Below are 22,286 nucleotides of genomic sequence, written 5' to 3'. Positions count from 1 at the left end.
TTTTGTGTACTGTTTCTCAATGACCTATACGAGCATCATTGCTACAGAAAGTATTGTGACAATCTGGATGAATCTTCGGAAGGCTTTTTCTGGGAAGAGTTTTACCAGACGGATTCCGAGCAAGGCTCCGATTCCAATTACCGGTAGCATCAGGAGGTTCAGTGAGAGCGAGCCCCAGGTGATATTGTCCCAGGCAAAGATTTGGAAAGGAACTTTCAGCAGATTGACAACGAGGAAGAACCAGGCGTTAATGCCGATGTATTCCATCTTCTCCTTGCGCATCGAGAGCAGATAGACTGACATTACCGGTCCGGCAGCATTGCCAATCATCGTGGTGAAACCGCCGAGCAGACCGAAGAGGGCAGAATACCACCATTTATGCATCCATCTGTTTTCCTTGCCGAATATTTCGCTCCAAATCATCACCGCCATCGCCAGGGCGAGCGTCCAACCCATCAGTTGGCGGAATCCCTGTGCCGGGACGAGCTTGTCAACAAAAAGTGCTACGAGAAAGCCTAATAAGGCTGTTGGCAAGAGCTTTGCTACTACTTTCCAGTCGGCTATGCGCTTGTAGTAAGCCACAGCCATGATGTCGGCCATGCAGAGCATCGGCAGGATAACGCCTGTTGATTCCTTGGCTCCAAAAGCCATTGCCATGTAGGGCACGATAAGGAGCATCATTCCCTGCACACCGGTTTTCGACATTCCTATGCACAATGCAGCCAGTGCCAGGATTGACCATTGAAATACGGATAAAGTTTCTAACATTTTCTCTCTTCTTTTAATTTGTTTCTATTCTATTTTTATTTGTGGGTGCAAAATTACGGCTAATCTCGCACAATATTATCCATTATATTTGCGTTATCATAGTGGATATTTGCACAAACGCAGATAAATGGAGATTATGCCTATATTAGAACGAAAGATTGCGCACAAAATGACAACCTTGTGCAGCCATATTACTTATCCGGAGTTCGTTCTGCCCCTGCATAAGCATGCGGAGTATGAACTCATGATTTTCACCCACGGCAGCGGAAAGCAGTTCGTGGGCGAGGGTGTTGCGCCTTATGCTGAAGGCGATGTGGCATTGATTGGAAGCAATGTTCCGCATCTTCATCTTTGTAAAAGCCGGATGAAGAGTGGGGAGAATGCTGGGAAAGAAGAACTTAAACCAGGGCTTGAAACAGAACTTGAAGATAGGCTCTATAGTAGTGGCGAAGCCATCCAGTTCAGTCCCGATCTGTTTCCTTCGTCTCTTTTGAATCTACCCGATTACGCCCATATTTCAGAGCTTCTTTCAAAGAGCCAGTATGGAATACGGTTCTATGATGAGGGTTTGTATGATGAACTCTTAGAGATGATGAAGGCTTTCGATTCATCCACCCACACCTCACGGCTTATCATCCTGCTCCAGATTCTCGACCGTCTGCATCATTGCAAGGAAACGCAACTCTTGTCATCAACAGCTTATAACAATGCCAACAGACAACCCGAGTTGGAGGAGCCTGTCGGCAGAATCTACACCTATTTATATAATAACTTCCGTGAGAAGGTGGTGCTGAAGGATGTTGCCGATTTTGTAGGTCAGAATCCGACTTCGCTTTGCCGCTATTTCAAGAAATCCACCGATAAGAGCATCTTCCAGGTATTGGCAGAAATCCGTATCGAATACGCCTGCAAGCTGCTTGCCAATTCTGATTTGACCATCACAGAAGTGGCTTTCAGTTCCGGCTACAATACGCCGACTCTCTTCTTCGAGCAGTTTCAGAAGATCATCCATCTTACTCCTGCAGAATATCGCAGGGAAATCAATGGGGCTGCCAAATAGAGCAGATTAGCTGTTGAACATCTGCAAAATCTAAAGACTTTGCAAAGATACACGATGATATTGCAAACATACAGAACTTTGTTAAGCGGAAAAGTCAGTAACTTTGCACCGTCAAAAGAATAGTTGAAATTTAAAAGATTAGTTTAATTATGGAAAAGGAAATATTATTGAATAATGGAGTGAAGATTCCTACACCGGGCTTCGGAACGTTTCTTACTCCTGATGGAGCAACCTGCGTTGAAGCTGTGAAGGCTGCCATCGCTGCAGGCTACACCCACATCGACACCGCTGCTATCTATAAAAATGAGAAGAGCGTGGGCGAGGGAATCAAGGAAAGTGGAATCAAGCGTGAGAATCTCTTCGTTACCAGCAAGGTTTGGAACACGGAGCGTGGCTACGACAAGACCTTGAAGGCGTTTGACAAGACTTTGAGCGATTTGCAGCTTGATTATCTCGACCTCTATCTCATTCATTGGCCAGCCAACGAATTTCAGTTTGGTAAGGATGCTAATCAGCTGAATGTAGATACTTGGAAAGCGATGGAGCGTCTGCATGAAGAGGGCTTGATTTGCAGCATCGGTCTTTCCAACTTCATGCAGCATCATGCAGAGCCAGTAATGGCGAAGGCAAACATCTGTCCGATGGTTGACCAGATAGAGTATCATCCTGGATTCACCCAGAAGGAGTGCGTGGAGTTCTGCCAGAAGAACAACATTCTCGTGGAAGCATGGAGCCCATTGGGAAGAGGCAATGTCTTGGACAATCTTCTCTTGAAGTCGATTGCTTCTAACCATGGCAAGAGCGTGGCTCAGGTAGTTATCCGCTGGGTGATGCAGACAGGCGTGCTGCCACTGGTAAAGTCGGTTACTCCAAGCCGAATCAAGGAAAACTTCGATGTCTTCGACTTTGAACTCTCTCAGCAGGAAATGCTTGAAATCGCATCGCTGAAGGCTGACAGAATCGGTTCTGATCCAGATACTTGTGATTTCTAAAATAGCAAAACCGACTGATTATAGTGTCAGTCGGTTTTACCTATTCTTGCTTGTAAAGGGGCTATATTGATTTGGAATACAAATGTTAGCTTCTTACAATCCAACCTTCAACCCCCTTTGTTTGAAGTTGAATTCATCGAAGACGTCACCTGCTTCCACTTCCACTTTCATAAAGCGGTTAGCATCCAGTGTTGTAGGCTGAATGGTTACAGTCAATATATTTCCTTCACTTTTAGCAGTCAGCCAATCTGTGGTAATGGATGCATCCTTGTTGTCATCATAGTTGGGAGAAAATCTCTTTACTTCACCTCCAGCTTCTTTTTCTGTAGCCGACACTACCCAAAAAGAACTATAGTTTGTGCAATATAATATCTCCGAGTGCTCGCTGCTTGCGTTAAAATGTCAAGACCGACACACCTAAAATCTTGCATCAACGTGCTCTAAGTCACAAATTATATTTATCTTTGGGTGAAATTTTACCCCCAAAATATGCGCCTATGAAAGCAGTATGCGGTCTTGACGTGCACAAAGATAACGTTTATCTTTGTATTTTGAATGAGTTTGGAGAACTTATTGAAAAAGTTCTCGGAGTTTTAACTTTTCAGTTGGAAGATATGCGTGATGAAGGCTATCAGCCCATCGTGGAGCTACAGATCTATAATCTCTCCATCTTCGGGAATATGAATGCGGTCTGCCTTGCCGCACTTCAAGACTTCTTCTCTCATGGCAGCACGGGTGACTTGATTGTGGTTGACACCTTCAAGATGGGTTGCCACGAAGGTTGCCCAAGGAGCATAGTCCATTGACTTTATAACATCAGGAATGTGCATGATGACATGTCCGCCTATATAGAATTTGTTTCCTCCAGCGTTCACGATAATAACCTGTGGATGCCAGCGGTCTATGTTTCGGCGTACTCCGCTGTACCAGATGGTGTCACCTGCCAGATAGCAGACCGGTTCTGCCTCATGACGCAGCACATAGCCGCAGGTGTGACCTGCCAAGGGGAGCATCCACCAGTGACCGTGACGGCTTTCTGTCTTTGACAGACGGATGTCGCCGAAACGTGAGTCTTCGCCAATGATTTCCACGTTGGTAAATCCATGACTCTTAACAGTATTCCTATCTTGCTCGTCTTGCACAAAGATGTGAACCTTCTTGTTCAGCAGCTTGTAGGCGGTATTGTCGATGTGGTCAAGGTGCAGATGGGTAAGTAGCACGCAGTCTATGTTGTTGACAATTTCTTCTGCCTTCATGGGCAGGTCGTGTAGCGGGTTTCTCAACTCCTGATGGTGAGAGAACGGAAAAGGGGCAAACGACCCTTTCTCGCCGAGCACGGGGTCAACGAGAAATCGCTTTCCCGCATACTCGATAATGATGGTGGCATTTCTAATCTGTTGAATCTTCATAATCTTAATGTTTTATTTCTAACTATGGTGCAAAGGTAGCCTGAAATGTTAAATTTATCTATACCATTTCATTCTCCAGTTGTGCCATTTTGATAAATCATCGAAAAAATGTACCTTTGCATAAAAAATAACTGATTAAGATTATGGCAAAGCAAAGACAGCGTCTGGTAGAAGTGCCATTCAGCAAGACGGACTGTGGCGTAGATTTCTACATCAACACAGCTTATGGCGGCGAGTGCCCTTGGGTGCTAACGGAGCATGAAGTGTTCAAGACCGACTTCTTCGAAATATTTTTCATCAAGAAAGCCAATGGCTACGTGCTGATAGACTACAGGAAGATAAACCTGAAAGACGGCATGGTGCTTATTGTGAAGCCTCACCAGCAGCAGGAATGGCACATCGATGAGGAGGCTCTCGACTACGAGTTTTTGATATTTCGCGAGGATTTTATGCGAACGTTTATTGCCGACAAATTCTTTGTCTATCGTCTGCAATACTGCCAGCAGACCGAAATACCGCCCTATTTGATGTGTTCGGGAAATGAATGCGAAGAATATCAGCGGCTGCTCAAGAAAATACGGACAGAACTTCGGCAGCCGCAAGCCGACAGCTACAACATTATCGTCAGTGTGCTCTACTATCTGTTGGCAATTATGAATCGCCATTATGCCCTTGAGTATCAATTGCCTCTGGCTGCTCCTAAGAATTATTATGCCTTTCAGTTTGTGGAATTGATGGAAACCCACATCCGGAAGTTGCAGCGTGTGCAGGACTACGCCTCGCTACTCAAGATTAGCCGCATCACCCTGAACCATAGCGTGATGGCGCAGTATGGAGTATCGGCTACCTATCTGCTGAAACAGCGACTGTTGGCAGAAATCAAAAATGAACTTCTATTCACCAGCAAGTCTATAAGTGAGATAGCCTATGCTTTCAACTTCTCCGAACCACCCCACCTGATGCGTTTTTTCAAGCAGCAGACGGGCAAGACATGTAGAGAATTCCAAGATGACTATAAGAATGGTGTGTATGAATGAGAATGATTTATCATTTTGGCATTTTTGGCGTTCAGAAAAGAGCGTGGGCATTGCTTGTCGGATGAGTCACAATTAATTCTTTTCTCAAAATGGTAGAGAAGAAATTGTATATGGTATAATGTGTCTTTGTTTTATGCACTACCTTTGCACCGTAATCAAAACAAATAGAAATATGACAGAAATACTTATTGAAGCGAAAAAGTCAGTAACTTTGCACCGTCAAAAGAATAGTTTAAATTTAAAAGATTAGTTTAATTATGGAAAAGGAAATATTATTGAATAATGAAGTGAAGATTCCTACACCGGGCTTCGGAACGTTTCTCACTCCTGATGGAGCAACCTGCGTTGAAGCTGTGAAAGCTGCCATCGCTGCCGGCTACACCCACATCGACACCGCTGCTATCTATAAAAATGAGAAGAGCGTGGGCGAGGGAATCAAGGAAAGTGGAATCAAGCGTGAGAATCTCTTTGTTACCAGCAAGGTTTGGAACACGGAGCGTGGTTACGACAAGACCTTGAAGGCGTTCGATAAGACTTTGAGCGATTTAGGGCTTGATTATCTCGACCTCTATCTCATTCACTGGCCAGCCAACGAGTTGCAGTTTGGCAAGGATGCAAATCAGCTGAATGCAGATACTTGGAAAGCGATGGAGCGTCTGCATGAAGAGGGCTTGATTCGCAGCATCGGTCTTTCCAACTTCATGCAGCATCATGCAGAGCCAGTAATGGCGAAGGCAAACATCTGTCCGATGGTTGACCAGATAGAGTATCATCCTGGATTCACCCAGAAGGAGTGCGTGGAGTTCTGCCAGAAGAACAACATTCTCGTGGAAGCATGGAGCCCATTGGGAAGAGGCAATGTCTTGGACAATCCTCTCTTGAAGTCGATTGCTTCTAACTATGGCAAGAGCGTGGCCCAGGTAGTCATCCGCTGGGTGATGCAGACAGGCGTGCTGCCACTGGTGAAGTCGGTTACTCCAAGCCGAATCAAGGAAAACTTCGATGTATTCGACTTTGAACTCTCTCAGCAGGAAATGCTTGAAATCGCATCGCTGAAAACTGACAGAATTGGTTCAGACCCAGATACATGTGACTTCTAATACTGTATAGTTTTGGAGTGAAATGCTCCCAAAAACATATAAGATGAAAATGTAAAAAGTTACGGAGATAATTCATATTCTCCGTAACTTCTTACATTAAGCCTCCATTTTTGAAGTTATTGGGTTTCCCTCAGTTCTTCTATGAGGTTTTCAAGAATATAATCATCACTCATAAGCTGTAAACCATATTTCGGGTCAGACAGTTGCTGGTACACCTTAGTAGTGTAAAACAAGTTGAGTGCCCTTTCTGCATCAATATGCAGAGTTTCTGCCAGCATCATTATTATTCGGCTTTGTTTGCGCCATAATACAGAATCCCTCATAGTCAATCCTCCTTTTCTATTTGTTCTGACGAAATAAACGACAGATAGTTGTCAACAATCTCTTGGTTCAATATGCAGAGTTGATGATTTACAGCCTTGTATTTCAATTGTCCTAGGGCTTGCTCGGCTGTAATGACATTGTTCTCGTAGTCTTCTACTGTATCAATGACATTATCGTTGGCAACACCACCTTCCACGATGTCATACATGGTTTGCTTTGTACCTCCTTTGCGGCAATCTACAACATATTCCAGCCATTCAAGGTTGTAACTGTCGAAGATTTTAATGCGATAATCCTTATTCTTTACTGCGTCATAATCAAATGAATATATAGATAAAGTCGGTAGGGCGTTGCGTCCTTTTCTTTCAGCAATAGTTTTTGCCCATGAGGAAGCCTGTTGGCGCAATTTGGTAAGGTAGAAACCTTGCCCAAAGTCCACCTTCTTTCTTCCTAATTTTACAAGTGGTTTTCCAACTTGTATATAAGAGCCATGATATAGTGTAATCATACTTCTTTCTCCCAGTTTAATAATGTTTCACTAATGTCGTCTGCCACCCAGTCAAGGCTTTGCGTATGCAGGTCTTCATACCGTTTAATCAGCCTACGATGAATCAGTCCCTGCTTCAGCAGGCGGTCGTGCATCTCCTTTCCGGAAATGCCCAGTTTCCGTGCTCCACTCTCTATTGCCATAACGGCGAAGTGAATATGTCTGTATGTATCGTTGTCTGTATATGCCATATTCTGTATTCCGTTAATTTTGTATTCATTATTGTTTCTTCATGCTCTAATCATTTGATAGATATGCGCCTGAATCTATGGTATAAGCCAAGTTAAACCCCATATTGGCACTATATATCTGCAAAAATACAAAAAATATTCAGAAAAGTGGTTTTATGAATGAATTTTGTTTGCAGGGCGAACTTGATTTAACCTTATTTATATGCTAGATAGGCATTGAGGGACAACTTGGGGGCATCTTGAATAACCAGAAATCCTTAATGACCTTAATGACCGTGACCTTAATGACCGGAAAACGCCCCTAAACATTTACTTGTTTTTCTGATGAAACTCCTTCCTTGTCTTAGCCATTACTTCTGTAGCCCTATCATGGGTCTCTATAAGCAATGGGCTTTTGTGATATTGCACAATCTTGACACCAACAGAGTTGTGCCTTTTCTTTTCCTCGATGCATTGGACAATCAAGTCCGGATTTGCCGACTTTGATGTTGGAGTCTTGTCAAAGTTCTGAATATAGGCAGCGTTGGTCAGGAAGAGAATGTCGGAACCTTCCGGGATTTCCTGCATTACCTTAACCATGAGGGTTAACATCATGCGGAACTCTGTAGTGTGAAGGTCGCTGATTACATCACGGCTGATGATATTGCCGTTATGCTCAATCACAACGGCAGCACCACCAGCTCGCTCTTTATGGCCATAATCACATGAACCACCTATCCAAACGTAATATGTAGATGTGTCTTGTGTCATAATTATTCTTTACTTACAGTTTCATTTGTAGATAATTTCCCAGGATGTTGCCAACACGCAATTGTCGGGCATAATCCATTAGTTTACTGATATTTCTTCCTGGTCTGGAAAGATAGTTATCGATGATTTCAGAACAGACGTCAATGCCCACCTTATTGCGGAACTTTACTGCATCGCATACGCATCGTTCTACATCATATACCTTTACCTTAAATCCATCTATGACTTTCTCCATCACGCCGATTTCAAGAATGTTGGAAGTATAGTGATGGAGCTCTATCTTTGGGAATGAAGGAACTTTTACTTTTCTATCCCTTTTGATGGCGACATGATAAGCCTGCGGCATGGATGTCGTAAGCTGATGGATATTCCAGGCAGACCAAAGGCAGAGAATGCCGTTTGGGACAATAGACTCAATATCAACCATACATGCTGACAATTGGTCTATGTTAGCATATACTCCTCGACAAACCTGAATCAGTTCACCTTGGCGAACGGCTTCTAGCATTTTGTAGTAAGCTGTTCGTCCTTGCACTTTGACGTTTGCTGATGATATGAATGAATTCTTTGTTTCCATAATTGTTCTCCTAATTTTGGTACAAAAGTACCACAAATATTTTTAATTGTGGTACTTTTGTACGGAAATCTTTTAAAATCCACCTAAATTTTAATACCTTTCAACAGTTTTATAGCTATTTTAGTACAAAAGTACCACAAATATTGCTAAGTGTGGTAGTTTTGTACAGGATATTAAAAAGGATCTTTCTCCAATGTATGGTTATTCGCCTTTTCCATATTTTTCCTTTTATTTTATCTTCAACGTCCGCAGATATTCCTTCTGCTCGGGAGTGATTCTGTAGCTCTCGATTGCCTTCTGGATTGTCTTGTTGTGCGTCCAGGGAGCAAGGCGGCGTTGCTCGATGTAGGGGATTGTTGCGTCCCATTGCTTGGCAAGGGCTGTGGCAAAGAACCAGGCTGCCATCATTTTTACGTAATACTCTTCGCTCATTATTGATGCTGGAATTTCAAGATATTCTGCCTTGAAGTCTTTATCCAGGTAATGAGACATAAGTGTCTCTATTCCAAAGCGGCAAGTATAAATGTGTGACGATTTACTCCAAGCCTTGATCTTCGCCAACAGTTCCTTCTTGTGTTTGGCAAACACCTTCGGCGACATGATGTCGCAAACCGCCCAGTTGTCCACGAATGGCAGGAATCTGTCTGTAAGACGAATGCATTCCTCGTAGTCCTTTACCTCGGAAATGAGGAGACCGTGAAGCATGTTCTCGTCGTAGTATTCGTGAGGAAGCTGATGAAGGAAATCTTTGCATTCTGACTCCTTTGTAAATTCTTTTGCGAACTTGCGGAGCACAGGCACACGAATGCCTATGAAACTTTCCATAGGCACTCCCGGTGTCAGCTTGGCCTGAAAAGCAGCATACTGCTTATCCTGCATGGCGAACAGTCTTTCTTGAAGTGAAGTCATAATTTCTTTGTTTTATATTGAACCTTAGTTAGAGCGATAGTTACTTATTCTGTAGGTTTCACCACAGCTCTCCACTCCATAAACTGCTTGGTTGTTTCTCCGCTATGATGGTCGAGGAAGAGACTGTGGGCGGTGTCGAGCGCAGCTATCTTCTGCATGTCTTCAGCATCAAGTTCGAAGTCGAAGAGATTCAGATTCTCCTGCATTCGTTCCTTATGAACGGTCTTCGGGATGATGATTACATCGCTCTGCAGCAGCCAGCGTAAGGCTACCTGTGCAGCAGTCTTTCCGTACTTCTCGCCAATCTGGGTGAGGGTGGGGTTGGTGAACAGTCCGTTCTGTCCTTCTGCCAACGGAGCCCATGCCATAAGCTTGGTGCCAATCTCATCCATGAATTTTCGGGTCTCATGCTGCTGGTTGAACACATGCGTCTCCATCTGGTTCACCATTGGTGCAATCTCCATGTTTGAAGCCAGGTCTATAAGGTGATCAGGGAAGAAGTTGCTCACTCCGATGGCACGAACCTTTCCTGCTTTGTAAGCTTTTTCCAAGTCGCGATAAGCACCGTAGCGGTCGCAGTAAGGCTGGTGGAGGAGCATCAGGTCGATGTGGTCGGTCTGCAGCTTGCGCAGACTCTCGTCGATGCTCTTCATGGTCTGTCCCTCGCCATAGTTGGAATGCCAGACCTTGGAAACGAGGAAAATCTCATCACGATTCACACCGCTTTTCTTCCATGCGTTGCCCACGGCTTCCTCGTTGAGATAAGCCTGTGCAGTATCTATCATCCGATAGCCCACGCTGAGAGCATCTACCACACAACGCTCACACTCATCAGGTTCCACCTGATAAACACCATAACCCAGTTGCGGCATTTCCACGCCATTGCTTAACTTTATCTTCTTCATAATCAATATGTTTTAAAGTTCATTTATTCCATTCTTCCATATTTCATTTCCACGCCTTCCTTATCATACTGCTTGCGCTTTCCGGTTGGAGGCTCAGTAAGCGTGATGCGAACAACAGCCGTGCGTGATAGGGAACGGGCGATGCTCTGGTCGAAAGCATCCATGTGTTGAGGAAGGAAACGCTCACAGATTAGTCTAAGACCATGAATCTTCTCTGCATCCTCGGTCACGATTTCTGCCTTGCCGAATGCAATGGCTGATTTGAATTGCAGGGTAAAACTGCCGTCCTTCGGACCAACCGTAGGCGCACAACGGGTTACGGCTGAAAGGCAGACCTCTGGATGAGCCTTGATTACCTCCAACTTCTTGCCTTCCAAGGCACCATGAAAATACCAGTTCACATCATCATCTGATGCGAGTGACAGGGGTAAACCATAAGGTTTGCCTTCTTCGTCAATAAAACTTACAGTTATATACGGAGCCTTGTGCATTACTTCCAAAGCCCACTCACTATCCATTGCTCTTGATTCTTTTCTCATTTTTATCCTATTAATTTTATGATCTGTTTATCCGAAGCATCAGGCAGGATTTCTTTCAGATGTTGGAAAATCCTCTGATAAGATTCTTGGGGAGTGCGATTGCATTGGCAAGTCTCCCTGCCATAGAGATCTTCGGGAGTATTGAGTAGCGACCATCCCCAGCCATATTCGTGATTGTGCTTGTCACGAGGGTAGATGAAATGCTCGGTCACGATGTAAGTCGCCATTTCCAGTCGGGTGAGATAACCGTCAAACTTGCTTCTCATTCCCTTACCCGTAAAACCGCAGGCAGCTCGAAGTTCCCTTGTAATGAGACTGCCCGATGATTGAAGCGTGCTGAGAATGGCTCCTTCTATCGAGTCATCATCTGGACGGGGGTATTTGCTTCTTCTGTAGTTGCAGAAGTCCGGCCACCATTCCAGACTGATGAATCCCGCTTTCTTGTTGAAGAACTTTCCGTACATACACGGCATTTCCTGCACAATTTCGCCCTTCCATTTCCACAATGGCCAATCCCAACCACCTTCTGGAAGTCTTACATAACCGCAATCCTCTGCCACGATGTCTTCGGCAGAGAAGCCTTCAATTCCACTATCAAGGAGAGGGAGGAAGCCGATTTTCTGAATCAGCTCCATCATGCCTGTTGCTGAGTATATTTCTGGAAAATTCATGTTCATCTATATTTACCTGTTGTACTTAAATACCTTGACCTTATATCTGTCTTCTTATGTATCTTGCCAGTCCGTAAACATATCTGCGGCAACCTGGGCGATAGTGGAGAAGGCGGTCGAACCACGCAAGATGCTTGTTGAATAGGCGAACCGTAACGCCTACATAGACCATGGCGAAGAGAGTGCCGATTCCCACAATTTCCCATTTCCATGAACCGAGAAGCAGGAAACAGAACACAACGGCTAAGACCACGAGCGTGATGTCCACCCGAATCTTGGCTTTAGGGAAAGGCCAGCCGGTCACCTTGTGGATGGCAATGGAAATGCCCTCGCCAGGCATGGTTACTGAGCCGCACTTCACCTCCATGGCGATTCCGAAACCGAGGATGGTGCAACCGGCAATCTGCACAAGAGCATTGACCAGAATGTTTTCTGAAATCATCCACTGTGTAAGCACCATGTTGAGGTCTATGAGCATTCCGAAGATAAAGCCGATAGCGAGCTGGAAGAGTTGCACCCACTCGAAGTTTCTTCTGAGAATCAGAATCTGCAGCACCACGAAGATTGCGTTCATCATGATGGTGTAGCCGCCGATAGTCCATCCTGGAATGTAGTCAAGCATCTTTCCTGCCGAAGCCATCACGTAAGGGATGGTGGAAATAACGCTTGAACCTAACAGACTCCGCACACATGCAGCGACTCCGAAAGTCATTACATAGAGCGATACGAGCAGCAGAATATGCTGCCATATAAAAGATATAACTTCTTCTTTTTTAATCATTATTTCTTCTTTATCGTTTCTTTAAATATTTTCCATTGCTTCTCAAATGACAAATCTTTTTCTGTCGAATCAAAGTAACTGATGTTGAGATTTTTCTCCCAAGGATTCCAGTTGCCGCAAATTCTGCCATCATGGGCGATAACAGGAAAGAAAATGCCATTATTAGTGTATGCAGACGGCATTTAATGTGGATGGATTACTAATTCCCGGCTTTTATAACCAATCAGATATTCATCAAAGGGAGCTATCAGATGAGTCTTTCCTCTTCTGAATCCACGTGTTCTACATGATTCATGCAGATAGAACCGATAGTTTTTCCATTTTTCAATCCTCAGTTCTGAACCAAGCAACTCAATGCCTCGTTGGCAATCAGAAGTGCTCAGTCCTGACCACCAGACATAATCTTCGAATGTGGCTGGCGAATGACTCTGAAAATATTTTCTTGCCAGAAGCATCAGCATTTCATCACGTTCCAGCCTGGCTGTTCGGGGAATCTTCTTCTCCGTGAGACTGTATGTTGCCTTTGTGGGAAGAAGATTGCCGCTGCAGAAAGTACCGTTCAATTCGTTAAAACGAATGTGGTAGGATAGGCGATGACTGTCCATAACGATGCCTCTTTCGAGCAAAGCGTCGTTCAGGTCTTTGCTTGTCACAGACTGCAACTCTTCGGTTTTTTGAACAAATATGTCGTGAATCTGATTGAGCTCAGAATCATCGATACTGATTTTGTTACTCTTCATCCATCCTTTTACAACGGAAGTTGCCTTAGGTGAAATCAGGTCCAGCATCCACCAATAGTCTTCATTTGAAACCAGTTGCCAAGTGCCACGCAGCAGGTGAAGACGGACAATCTCACCCTCATCGAATGCTTTTTTGAAAGCTGTAGAAGAAGGTTTGCGGGTACGCATCATCACTGCCCATCTTACCATCCGGTAATCCTGGGCTTGCATGGCCCCAAAATGAGACACCACCTTTTGGGGAGTATCAAATTGAGGGCAGATGAGTTGCTGTGAAAGCAGGCGTATTGCTATTGGATTCATTGTTTCTTACAAGCTATTTGTTATTAATTCATATGTAAATACGCCATCAGCGCAATCTGCATCAGCAGAATGGCAGGAATGCCGTATTTGAATTTCTTGTGCATCGTCTTATGGTGCCAGACTTTCATTCCCATCCATGCTCCGATGCTTCCTCCAAGTACAGCCAGCAACAAAAGCGTGGCTTCCGAAATGCGCCACTTGGCTTTCTTCGCCTTGTACTTGTCAATGCCGTACATGATGAATGCAACTGCATTGATGGCCAGGAGATAGTAGATGAGATAACTATGTAATGTGTTCATACTCTTCAACTGCGTTTTCTTATCTCTTTAAAATCCCAACTCCACATCCTTGCCGAATGGTGCGAGCGAAAGCCCGGCCATTTTAAAATGCTGTTTGCCCCAAGGAATGCCGACAATCGTGATACATAAGAGAAAGCCGAAGAACAGATGCATGAGGCAAGCCCACAATCCTCCGAAAATCAGCCAAAGTAAATTCAGTGGGATGCGAATGCAACCTGTTGGACTATTCGATTCTCTTACTGTAGAGCCAAAAGGGCATAGACAGAGCAGGCCAATCTTGAATGTCTGTATTGCAAATGGAATGCCGATGATGGTACATGCAAGAGCCAGACTTCCGGTGAAATAACCGATGGCAGCTTCGAGACCTCCGAAGAGCCACCAAAGTAAGTTTCCTATTATGCGCATAAGATTATTCTTTTATATTCTTGATAATTTCTTGCCATTCCTGATGCTCTTCCAGATGATTGGTCTTTACCAGTACGCTCTGGAAACCAAATCGCTTGCCAGCTTCGGCATTCTCTGCACGGTCATCGAAATAGAGAGTGGTGGCAGGATTCAATCCAGTCTGCTGTGTCATCTCTTCGTAGATTTCGATGGATGGCTTCTCCTTCCGCATGGCGTATGAGAGAAAAACTTCATCAAACAGCTCGTCTGTGGAATATCCCAGCTGATTCATCAGACTGATTGATTTCTGCCAAAGCGTGTCGTTGATGTTGCTGAGCAGATAGACCTTGTATCGCTTCCGTAGTTTGACCAATGCTTTCAGTCTTTCCACGGGCAGATTGCCACACAACTTTTCCAGGACTTTCTCAATATCCTCGGTTGTGGTTCCTTTGCGGCAAAGGCTCAGCATCTCTTTCAATGTTTCTGCTTCTGCTACCAGACCATTGATATATTGGTGCATCAGTCTCTTGATTTTGCGGACATGGATTAGCCGCTTGAACGTCGTAACGCCCAGGCTCTCCATGGCTTTTACAACAGAGGCATCATCAATGTTCACGATGACACCTCCATAATCAAAGACGAGTGTTTCTATCTGTTTCATGCTCATTTTCCTGTTGTTAGAATTTATCTATTTCCGTGAAACGATTAAAAGTTCTGCCGTCCCTTGTTACTTTCCCGAAGAACATCTTTTCCGGTCTTACCCAATAGGCTTGGTCTCCATAGAGAGCCTGATAAACCACCATGCGCTCCTGAGTCTCGGAGTCGAAGGCAGAATGGATGAATTTGTATTTGCCGCCCTTAAAGTGCTGGAAATATCTTTCTTCCTTTGCCGAAAACTCCATCAGCATTTTCTGGGCAAGGGGAGCGTACCAGGTCTTTACCTCCTGTTCAGTAGGCGTATGACCGCCAGGGAAATGGAAGGCTTGATTGTAATGCTGCAGGAAGAGAGGGGAGAAGTGAGCCAGGGTGTCCTGTTCACCAAAAAGTCCCCACACACGATTCTTATAATAGGGGTTGCAATGGTCAAACTGCACGGCTTCCAGTTCCGCAAACTCCTCTATCAGCCCCTCGTCAATCACCAGCCGCTGATTACCGTCCCTTCTCGGTGCCTTGTATTCATGCTCGCCGATTCGCTCCTTCAGAAACTCCGTCATCATGAAATACGGATTGCCGAGCAGGGCAGGAATGCCCACCACCGGAGCCAGCATCTGGGCGAGGAAAGAGCCGCAGCTGTTGCCCAGAAGCAAGTCGGGCTGTTCCCGGTCGATGATGGAGCGAATCTCCTTCAGTGCCTCCTTGGGGTGCAATGGGAGGTCGGGAGTCAGCACCACCACCGTCCCCTCAAACGCCTCTTTCAAGGCTCTCGCCATCGGACAGCTGCCCGTGGCGAAGAATCCGTGTAGGAATAATATCTTCTTCATGCTCTAATCTTCAATGTCTTGTTTACTTTGTGTCTCTTTTCTTGATTGGTCCGGAGTGGTTGCCTCTATTCAGCTTGATTCCGTGCTTGTTGAGAATGCGGAATACGGAACTTCGGCTTCTGAATCCGCTGGCTCTCCAGATTTCATCTATCGGATGTCCTGCAACATAGAGGTTCACCACAGTCTTCTCTCTGTCGAGCTTCTGCATCTTGCTGGCAGAAACAGGAGGGAGAGACACAATCATCTTCTCCTGCAGCTTGATTACATGCTCTGCAGATTTTCTGAGAGCAAGTACTTCGTCGGGCAGGGAACCCATCATTACCAATACGTCAGATGGCTTGGTTTCCGGAAACAGAATGTTGCTGGAGTCAATCCGGTCGTGGATGCTGATGATGCGAATAACCTTGACCCGGCAGAATTCCAGGAATATTGCCAGTTCACGACTGCCACGCAAGGCGTTGGAAAATTTCGGAATCACCAGTTCATCGCCTCTTTGCAATGCTGCCATCAGTTGTTTCCACAGCGGTCTGTGGCGTTCGTTATCATCACTTTCTTCGATGATTCTTACACAACCGAACTCGTTCATCCATTTGCGGTCTTCTTCCAGTTTGTCATACTGGGATGTAGCCATGATGTAGCCTACTTTTGCCATATCAAAATGTTTTATTGACTGATAACTTGATAGTTATGCGCCTTTTTACGGCAGGATAATACCTGCTCAGGCACGATTCTTCTGCAAAGATACAAATTATATTCAGAAATGGATTCATACTGTCTGGTTTTGTTGGGTCAGCAGACTTGATTTAACCTAATTTATAAATTAGGAGCACTCCTAAAAGAATCATACTGCAAAGAGTATGAAACATAAAATAACATAAAGTCTGATTGTAGTGTCGTTAATGTGGAATTTTATCTGTATCTTTGCACGCAAAATTTTCAATTACATGCCAATGGATAATAGGAATACAGTACAGTTGAACAGTTTTGTCGGTTGCCTCGGTAACTCCTCAGCAACAGGTCTCAAAAACCAAATGAAAGAAAGTAAAGCAAGTGAAAGAAAAACAACTCAGCAGAGTTTATTCTTTCACTTGCTTTTTTTATGTGCCTTACTCATGATCACCTCCTGCAGTGGAAGTCGTCAATATGATTTCAAGTCTTCTGAAGATGCCTTGAAACAGTACCAGGCTTTCTTTCAGACGATAAAAGGGCATTCAGACTCTGATTCAGAGCAGCTTGCAGGTTTCATCAACCAGTGGCACGAGTATGGAGACACCGTCTTGAACTACATCAGGAAGGATCCTTCGTTCTCTGCGCACAGTGGACTTTCCATGAAGTATGATCTGATTTCAGACTCCATCCGCACAGAACTGCTGGGGATGACTGGCAACTGTACTTTGAGCGATGTGGCTTATGTAAAGCTCCACACCTCTTTATATAAGGACAACAAGGAACTCGGCTCTTTGAAGGAAAATGCCACAAAGTTCTTCGCCACATTGGATAAATCGCCAGTCTATGACCTGGAAGTTCACAGAGCCTTGACCAACTACTCCAAGTTCCTGCTGAGCACTAAGTCGCAAGGAATCAAATCCAGGAAAGAACTCGTGGCGTTCCTGCATGAGGAAGACCGCCATTTCCGCACGTTCCTCGCCCATATCGACGAATGCTCATCCATCGGAATGACGGAAATCACCAACCATACGGCAGAAATCTGTTCTGCCATCTACAAATCCGCTTCCAGGAATAAGCTGCCAGCTTCTGAGACCCTCGTCCTCATGTCGATGCGAACAGACCGCCGTCTGATTCTCAACGCTCAGGTTTGTCGTGATGCTTTGAAGCGAGGAAAAATCAGAGATGCTATCCAAGCCAATGCCTATCTCTGGATGATATTGCAGCCCTATCTCTCGATGGATGCGCTGGCCATTGCCATGCTCACCCCGGAGCAGGCTCAGCTGATGACGGACATCGCCAAGGATTATCCTGCCATCATCACGAGACTTGAAGGCAAGCACCTTGTCAACAAGGAAGTGTCCAACAAGATTCCAGCCCAGCTGATGCGTCTTTACATATCAACCTTCTAATCTTTCATTATCATGTTACAGGAAGCTATCTACAAATTCAAGGCATCCGGCCCCATGCTGTTGCCAGAGCTGATTGACAATTATTGGATTGGCGAGATAAAGGCATACGAAGATTATGCCATTCTTCCCTACGAAGTGCATATCCCACAACCTATAGACAAGGTGATTGATATGTTCGAAATGAATGCCGACCTTGCCATTCTCTACCATCTGGAGCCATCAGTCCATACGGTGTTCGGACATGAATGCTGCGCCTACTGCTATCCGGTCACCGAAAGGATGTTCAAGATCAACTGCAAGACTTCCGCCGATGGACTCATCCACGAGTTGAATGTGACGATTTACAACTCCATCGAACTCATGTCGGCTGATCTTTTTGAAGACCTCCGGCTGCACGAGCGTCGCGGCACGTTCCGGGCTAAGCGAGAACACGTACAGATCATGAATGATTTCAACTGCGGTCTCTAGATGAACAACAAGACGTATTACCTGATTGCAGACATCATACAAAGATACAGAACATGGATAATAGTTAAAGATACGGAACAGCTGGTAGAGATGAGAATCCTGCAGGATGGGGTGTTGAAGACCCTGTTTTACAAGGGACTCTCGCTCCAGAGTTACAGAGATCATTACTCTTTCAGAAAGAAGCGAACCTGGAAAATCAATGAATACGACTTGAACCAGGGTCTGGCAGCTCTTTGTAGAAAAGATCCGAGTGCCAAGGGTAGAGTAGAGAAGGGCACTCTCACCCGGCGTGATGTCGAATACATTATAGAGAAAGCATCCTTCGGAATCATCAAACTTGAATTAAGCGATTATGAGTACTAAAAGAAAAGTATATACATTCTATATAATAGCCATCCTGGTAATGGTGCTTGTTCTGATGCTCTTTGATTTAAACATCATGGCCAAGGCGATTGTCGGACTGATGATAGTCTTCTGCATCTTCGTGATGCGAAGCATTCAGACGGCTTACCAACTTCCAGATGACATCGACCCTGATACGATGCAGCTGATAGAGCCTCATGGCAAATCGACTGCAGCCATGCCTACAGAGAAGTCAGACCACAATTCCAATGTGGATCTCTATCTCCGTCTTCTTATAGAAGCTGATGAAGAACTGGCAAAAGACCCTACCATAGACCAGATGTCGCCCAGTTACAACATCCAATTAAACAACAGAATAGCTGAGCGACTTGAATCACTCGACAAAGGTAATAACAAGTAAAAAAGAAAATTATGATACAGATATTAACCCTCATCCGGTTCGCTTTTCCCTTCCTCTTGCTGACAGCGTTCTTCTGTCTTTACAAGAAGGAATATGGATTCATGAAGCGGTTTATGTGGAAGATGCCCATGTTTCAGAGCGCAAGAAATCTCTATGCCTACCTGGTCGTGCTGATGCTTATCTTCATCAACTGGTGTTGCCATGTCACGGCTCCCAATCTCTCAGTAGTAGTGTCAACACTCCTGACTTTGGTGCTTCTGAATAGAAAAATCGCAGAAAGCACTTTCCATCTTTTGCATGAGAGAAAAAAACTGTGGTTCGCCACCTTGCTGCTCTCGATGGTTTGCTACGCCTTACCTTACATGAACAGCATGTCTCTGTTCCTCTTTACCGTCAGCGTGGCAGCAGTCTTCTATCCATCTGGAAAAGTGCTCAGCATGAAGAGCCATCCTGAGGCCATCAACAACCCGAAGGATCTGCTCGCGCTGATTATCAGAAATTACTATTAGGTGCCACTTACAACTGGCACAATACAATATCCACTTGCTCTACATTCCACATTCAAAAATGACTCAAATGACTCATCATCACAATCAACAGACACCAGAAGCAGACAGATGCAGAGGTGTTGACCGTTCGTTGCTGGAGTTTCTGAAGCCGAAAGCAGAGGAACGTTACAGCAAGCTGGAAGCCTACTGCGACCTGCTTTCGAAAGCATCCTCAGGAGCCTATCAGTCTCCTGGAACCGATGGAGCCCTCCAGCTGTTGCCCGGTCAGTTTGTTGCCACTATTTCCGAACTTGCCCGTCAGTGGCAATGGCAGCGTGCCACGGTTCGCCAGTTTATCTCCGGACTCACCAAACTTGGTCAGCTTTCCGTAGAGCCATACTCCAAGAGCTTCATCTTCTCAGTCAATCTGGAGCAACGTCTGTCTCTTCTTATCGAGAGTCCGGACGACATCCTCGACTTCTGCGCCATGCAGTTCATCCGCTTCATCAAAGGCAGATCCACCGCCGAGGATGTAGCCGATTCCTACAGCCGTTATTACGACTTGAAGATGAACATGGCCAAGCAGGAAGGATATGGCGGCATTCCTGAAAGGCGTGTAGTCAATCAGCAAGCCCAGGTGTTCGATTCACTGGCAGTTTCCATCCTCCGTTATCTCAATCAGGAGAAAGAACTGCCCGAGGAACTTTCCGATTCCGTGAGCCTGCTCTTCGGAAAAGACCATGTCTGGGACTGGCACAAAGTGATAGATTCTCTTGACATTCTGGCTAAAGCCATCAGTGGCAACACCAAGCCGAGTTATATGGACGAAGTGGCATCCCGATATTCGAAAGCGGAGATAGTACTCCTGGATTGCATCTTCGAGCACTACATCTCCGGCTCCGCATCCCACTACTATGTGAATCCCCCTCGTCCTCTTATTGAGGCCAGGGAGCCATCCGAAAAGGTAGCACCTGCGGAGTCTTCCGACGATTAAAAACAACAGTCATATTCCCCTTATTCCATGCGAGGCACGCTGATGGCGATCAGGACGCCCGTTAGCACATCGCTGAATGATTTCAAGCAACGTGAGGCAGCGTGCTTGCACCTGCCACTTTTTTTCAGTCTTGGGAAGCCTAATACCCCGACCTACTGAAGTAGTCGGGAGGGCTGACCAGATAAACAGCAAGCTGGGTCAGATTTCCTGGTGTTGCCAAGACTGAAAAAGGCTCCTGGAGTAAGGGCATTAGCAAAGAAATACGATATGGGAACATCATCAAAACAGGTCATGGACATCAAGGTCACCAAAGGTCTTGCTTCGGTAGGTAACGAGGAGTTGAGAGACTGGACGGAGAAGGGATGGAACCAGGCCATGCGTGAAGGCAACTATGACCGTAGCCGTGAGCATCTCAACTTCGAGATCCGTCCAGGTGGCATTGTCGCCCCGATAGACAAGAGCCGTCCGCTTATAAGGCGTATGGCAGAAAATCTCGCCTCACGTGGCATCAAAGACCCCAACGAAGGACTGGCAGAGCCACGTTTCCGAACCGTGGTGAATTTCATCTTTGGCGGTTCAACGGAACGCATGCGAGAGCTTGCCTTTGGCAATCAGAAGGTAGATTTTGAAAGCAAAGGTGGCAACGAGCATATCCAGCGAAAGCCCGAAATAGAAAAGTGGGCACAGGACATCTACCGCTTTGTGGCAGATAAATATGGAGAGGAAAACATCGTCTCCTTCATCGTCCACTGCGATGAGAAGAATCCGCACGTCCACTGTGCGCTTCTGCCGATAGACAAGGACAAGAAGTTCGCCTTCAAGAAAATCTTCCATGGTCAGAACCGCATAGATTACAAGAACTATCTTCTTGCCCTACACGACGAACTTGCCAAGGTCAATGAGAAATGGGGACTCACGAGAGGGGTGTCGATAGCAGAGACGGGAGCACGTCACCGTTCTACTGAAGAGTATCGACGATGGCTCGCCAACGAGTGCGTGACACTCGAAGCCCAGATGCTGAACACCCGGAAAGCCCTCGAAGATCTGAATGTGGAACTCTCCATCGCCCAGAAGAAACAGAAATCCTTCACCTCCATGATCGAGAATCTGAAGGCTGAAATTAACCGCCTCGAAGCTGAACTCAAACCGCTGAGAGCCTTGCAAGCCAACAGCGACAATATCAGTGCCGACATCGCCCGTAAGATTCAGAGCCTTGAACAGCAGAAGGCTTTGGTGGAAGATAAACTGGCAGACAAGGAGAAGAAACTTTCTGAGACCAACCAGTTGCTTGATACCCTCCGCAAGGACAAGGAAGAGATTGAGAAGCAGGCGAGTGAACTGGAAGACAAAGCCAACCAGTCTGAACTTTCCTGGGCTCACAACATGAGCTACCATCTCAACGGAGTGATGCTCGACACCATGGCACATGAGTTTGCCACTCGCTTCCCGAATCTCCCTGACAGCGTAAAACTCGACTTCGACGGCACGCTTCTCTGTCAGTTGGCAGAAGACGGAAACCATGTCGTCAAGGTAGCCTTGAACCTCGTGTGCGGTTTCGTGGATGATGCCACGACCATCGCACAGACGCATGGAGGTGGAGGCGGCAGCCCAGGCTCAGGATGGGGCAAGCGACCGGATGAAGACGATAGGGAGTGGGCAAGAAGATGCCTGGCAATGGCACGCAAGATGTGCGCTCCGTCCGTCGGAAGAAGAAAGAAGATGTAACACCAT

General features: G+C 45.6%; 30 protein-coding genes and 1 pseudogene. 12 read left to right on the top strand and 19 right to left on the bottom strand.

Annotated elements, in window-relative coordinates:
* Positions 1 to 24: 24 nt before the first annotated feature.
* On the bottom strand, positions 25 to 768 hold the full coding sequence (locus KUA46_RS05640; protein ID WP_218486632.1) for a sulfite exporter TauE/SafE family protein: 744 nt from the start codon (positions 766 to 768) through the stop codon (positions 25 to 27).
* 136 nt (positions 769 to 904) lie between these two features.
* Between KUA46_RS05640 and KUA46_RS05635 the strand changes: the two genes are divergently transcribed.
* Both KUA46_RS05635 and KUA46_RS05630 read left to right on the top strand, forming a co-directional pair.
* Entirely contained in the window at positions 905 to 1,828 is a 924-nt protein-coding gene (locus KUA46_RS05635; protein WP_217314959.1) for an AraC family transcriptional regulator, read from the top strand.
* Positions 1,829 to 1,977: 149 nt separating this feature from the next.
* Complete coding sequence (locus KUA46_RS05630) at positions 1,978 to 2,820, top strand: aldo/keto reductase (RefSeq protein WP_256624985.1); 843 nt, start codon at positions 1,978 to 1,980, stop codon at positions 2,818 to 2,820.
* A 93-nt stretch (positions 2,821 to 2,913) separates the two neighbouring features.
* On the opposite strand, the gene KUA46_RS05625 is transcribed toward KUA46_RS05630, so the two are convergent.
* The gene (locus tag KUA46_RS05625) at positions 2,914 to 3,156 is read right to left on the bottom strand and encodes a hypothetical protein (protein ID WP_153081426.1); all 243 of its coding nucleotides are present in this window, start codon (positions 3,154 to 3,156) and stop codon (positions 2,914 to 2,916) included.
* A 161-nt stretch (positions 3,157 to 3,317) separates the two neighbouring features.
* On the opposite strand from KUA46_RS05625, the pseudogene KUA46_RS05620 reads away from it, so the two are divergent.
* Positions 3,318 to 3,443, top strand: a pseudogene (locus KUA46_RS05620) (IS110 family transposase); the annotation flags it as partial.
* A gap of 24 nt (positions 3,444 to 3,467) precedes the next feature.
* Here KUA46_RS05620 and KUA46_RS05615 read toward each other — a convergent pair.
* Positions 3,468 to 4,229: an MBL fold metallo-hydrolase gene (locus KUA46_RS05615; RefSeq protein ID WP_153081427.1), complete on the bottom strand. Its 762-nt coding sequence runs from the start codon at positions 4,227 to 4,229 to the stop codon at positions 3,468 to 3,470.
* Positions 4,230 to 4,372: 143 nt separating this feature from the next.
* On the opposite strand from KUA46_RS05615, the gene KUA46_RS05610 reads away from it, so the two are divergent.
* The gene (locus tag KUA46_RS05610) at positions 4,373 to 5,266 is read left to right on the top strand and encodes an AraC family transcriptional regulator (protein ID WP_218486631.1); all 894 of its coding nucleotides are present in this window, start codon (positions 4,373 to 4,375) and stop codon (positions 5,264 to 5,266) included.
* A 257-nt stretch (positions 5,267 to 5,523) separates the two neighbouring features.
* Positions 5,524 to 6,366, top strand: coding sequence for an aldo/keto reductase (locus KUA46_RS05605; protein ID WP_256624984.1), 843 nt, complete (start codon positions 5,524 to 5,526; stop codon positions 6,364 to 6,366).
* Between the two features lie 116 nt (positions 6,367 to 6,482).
* Here the strand turns inward: KUA46_RS05605 and KUA46_RS05600 are convergent, their stop codons facing one another.
* The 16 genes from KUA46_RS05600 to KUA46_RS05525 all read right to left on the bottom strand — a co-directional run bounded on the left by KUA46_RS05600 (position 6,483) and on the right by KUA46_RS05525 (position 16,416).
* Complete coding sequence (locus KUA46_RS05600) at positions 6,483 to 6,647, bottom strand: DUF3791 domain-containing protein (RefSeq protein ID WP_252190672.1); 165 nt, start codon at positions 6,645 to 6,647, stop codon at positions 6,483 to 6,485.
* A gap of 44 nt (positions 6,648 to 6,691) precedes the next feature.
* On the bottom strand, positions 6,692 to 7,198 hold the full coding sequence (locus KUA46_RS05595; RefSeq protein WP_118141131.1) for a DUF3990 domain-containing protein: 507 nt from the start codon (positions 7,196 to 7,198) through the stop codon (positions 6,692 to 6,694).
* Positions 7,195 to 7,428, bottom strand: a complete 234-nt coding sequence (locus tag KUA46_RS05590; RefSeq protein ID WP_006846555.1) for a DUF3791 domain-containing protein — start codon at positions 7,426 to 7,428, stop codon at positions 7,195 to 7,197. Before KUA46_RS05590 ends, KUA46_RS05595 begins: the two co-directional genes overlap by 4 nt.
* Before the next feature lie 309 nt (positions 7,429 to 7,737).
* Positions 7,738 to 8,178, bottom strand: coding sequence for a hypothetical protein (locus tag KUA46_RS05585; RefSeq protein WP_006846557.1), 441 nt, complete (start codon positions 8,176 to 8,178; stop codon positions 7,738 to 7,740).
* 13 nt (positions 8,179 to 8,191) lie between these two features.
* The gene (locus tag KUA46_RS05580; RefSeq protein ID WP_218486630.1) at positions 8,192 to 8,755 is read right to left on the bottom strand and encodes a type IV toxin-antitoxin system AbiEi family antitoxin domain-containing protein; all 564 of its coding nucleotides are present in this window, start codon (positions 8,753 to 8,755) and stop codon (positions 8,192 to 8,194) included.
* A 228-nt stretch (positions 8,756 to 8,983) separates the two neighbouring features.
* Positions 8,984 to 9,664, bottom strand: coding sequence for a DNA alkylation repair protein (locus KUA46_RS05575; RefSeq protein ID WP_218486629.1), 681 nt, complete (start codon positions 9,662 to 9,664; stop codon positions 8,984 to 8,986).
* A 44-nt stretch (positions 9,665 to 9,708) separates the two neighbouring features.
* Positions 9,709 to 10,569 (bottom strand): aldo/keto reductase, encoded by an 861-nt coding sequence (locus tag KUA46_RS05570; protein ID WP_218486628.1) that lies wholly within the window; start codon positions 10,567 to 10,569, stop codon positions 9,709 to 9,711.
* A 23-nt stretch (positions 10,570 to 10,592) separates the two neighbouring features.
* The gene (locus KUA46_RS05565; RefSeq protein WP_218486627.1) at positions 10,593 to 11,108 is read right to left on the bottom strand and encodes a pyridoxamine 5'-phosphate oxidase family protein; all 516 of its coding nucleotides are present in this window, start codon (positions 11,106 to 11,108) and stop codon (positions 10,593 to 10,595) included.
* Between the two features lie 2 nt (positions 11,109 to 11,110).
* Positions 11,111 to 11,779: an AlkZ-related protein gene (locus KUA46_RS05560; protein WP_218486626.1), complete on the bottom strand. Its 669-nt coding sequence runs from the start codon at positions 11,777 to 11,779 to the stop codon at positions 11,111 to 11,113.
* Between the two features lie 40 nt (positions 11,780 to 11,819).
* Positions 11,820 to 12,560 carry a YczE/YyaS/YitT family protein gene (locus KUA46_RS05555; RefSeq protein WP_218486625.1) on the bottom strand — a complete coding sequence of 247 codons (741 nt, stop codon included), beginning with the start codon at positions 12,558 to 12,560 and terminating at the stop codon, positions 11,820 to 11,822.
* 182 nt (positions 12,561 to 12,742) lie between these two features.
* Positions 12,743 to 13,600, bottom strand: a complete 858-nt coding sequence (locus KUA46_RS05550; protein ID WP_256624983.1) for a winged helix DNA-binding domain-containing protein — start codon at positions 13,598 to 13,600, stop codon at positions 12,743 to 12,745.
* A gap of 23 nt (positions 13,601 to 13,623) precedes the next feature.
* Positions 13,624 to 13,899: a DUF1294 domain-containing protein gene (locus KUA46_RS05545; protein ID WP_218486624.1), complete on the bottom strand. Its 276-nt coding sequence runs from the start codon at positions 13,897 to 13,899 to the stop codon at positions 13,624 to 13,626.
* A gap of 27 nt (positions 13,900 to 13,926) precedes the next feature.
* Positions 13,927 to 14,304 (bottom strand): YccF domain-containing protein, encoded by a 378-nt coding sequence (locus tag KUA46_RS05540; RefSeq protein WP_218486623.1) that lies wholly within the window; start codon positions 14,302 to 14,304, stop codon positions 13,927 to 13,929.
* 4 nt (positions 14,305 to 14,308) lie between these two features.
* Positions 14,309 to 14,944 (bottom strand): HAD-IA family hydrolase, encoded by a 636-nt coding sequence (locus tag KUA46_RS05535; protein WP_218486622.1) that lies wholly within the window; start codon positions 14,942 to 14,944, stop codon positions 14,309 to 14,311.
* 16 nt (positions 14,945 to 14,960) lie between these two features.
* Positions 14,961 to 15,764, bottom strand: a complete 804-nt coding sequence (locus KUA46_RS05530; protein WP_218486621.1) for a YqiA/YcfP family alpha/beta fold hydrolase — start codon at positions 15,762 to 15,764, stop codon at positions 14,961 to 14,963.
* A gap of 22 nt (positions 15,765 to 15,786) precedes the next feature.
* Positions 15,787 to 16,416, bottom strand: a complete 630-nt coding sequence (locus tag KUA46_RS05525) for a recombinase family protein (protein ID WP_118119228.1) — start codon at positions 16,414 to 16,416, stop codon at positions 15,787 to 15,789.
* A 517-nt stretch (positions 16,417 to 16,933) separates the two neighbouring features.
* On the opposite strand from KUA46_RS05525, the gene KUA46_RS05520 reads away from it, so the two are divergent.
* The 7 genes from KUA46_RS05520 (at position 16,934) to mobV (ending at position 22,280) form a co-directional block, all read left to right on the top strand.
* Positions 16,934 to 17,842 (top strand): hypothetical protein, encoded by a 909-nt coding sequence (locus KUA46_RS05520; protein WP_334650087.1) that lies wholly within the window; start codon positions 16,934 to 16,936, stop codon positions 17,840 to 17,842.
* A gap of 12 nt (positions 17,843 to 17,854) precedes the next feature.
* On the top strand, positions 17,855 to 18,310 hold the full coding sequence (locus tag KUA46_RS05515; RefSeq protein ID WP_094880475.1) for a hypothetical protein: 456 nt from the start codon (positions 17,855 to 17,857) through the stop codon (positions 18,308 to 18,310).
* On the top strand, positions 18,311 to 18,673 hold the full coding sequence (locus tag KUA46_RS05510; RefSeq protein ID WP_218486619.1) for a hypothetical protein: 363 nt from the start codon (positions 18,311 to 18,313) through the stop codon (positions 18,671 to 18,673).
* Entirely contained in the window at positions 18,663 to 19,073 is a 411-nt protein-coding gene (locus tag KUA46_RS05505) for a hypothetical protein (protein ID WP_218486618.1), read from the top strand. The genes KUA46_RS05510 and KUA46_RS05505 overlap by 11 nt, the downstream gene beginning before the upstream one ends.
* A gap of 11 nt (positions 19,074 to 19,084) precedes the next feature.
* A complete protein-coding gene (locus KUA46_RS05500) occupies positions 19,085 to 19,582 on the top strand; it encodes a hypothetical protein (protein WP_218486617.1) in 498 nt (165 codons plus the stop codon).
* Between the two features lie 58 nt (positions 19,583 to 19,640).
* Positions 19,641 to 20,555, top strand: coding sequence for a hypothetical protein (locus KUA46_RS05495; protein ID WP_218486616.1), 915 nt, complete (start codon positions 19,641 to 19,643; stop codon positions 20,553 to 20,555).
* A gap of 267 nt (positions 20,556 to 20,822) precedes the next feature.
* Positions 20,823 to 22,280 carry a MobV family relaxase gene (gene mobV / locus KUA46_RS05490; protein WP_218486615.1) on the top strand — a complete coding sequence of 486 codons (1,458 nt, stop codon included), beginning with the start codon at positions 20,823 to 20,825 and terminating at the stop codon, positions 22,278 to 22,280.
* The last annotated feature ends 6 nt before the right edge of the window (positions 22,281 to 22,286 follow it).

The sequence above is a fragment of the Segatella copri genome, assembly GCF_019249765.2.
Lineage (GTDB): Bacteria > Bacteroidota > Bacteroidia > Bacteroidales > Bacteroidaceae > Prevotella > Prevotella copri_K.
This window is presented reverse-complemented; position numbering and strand designations above follow the sequence as displayed.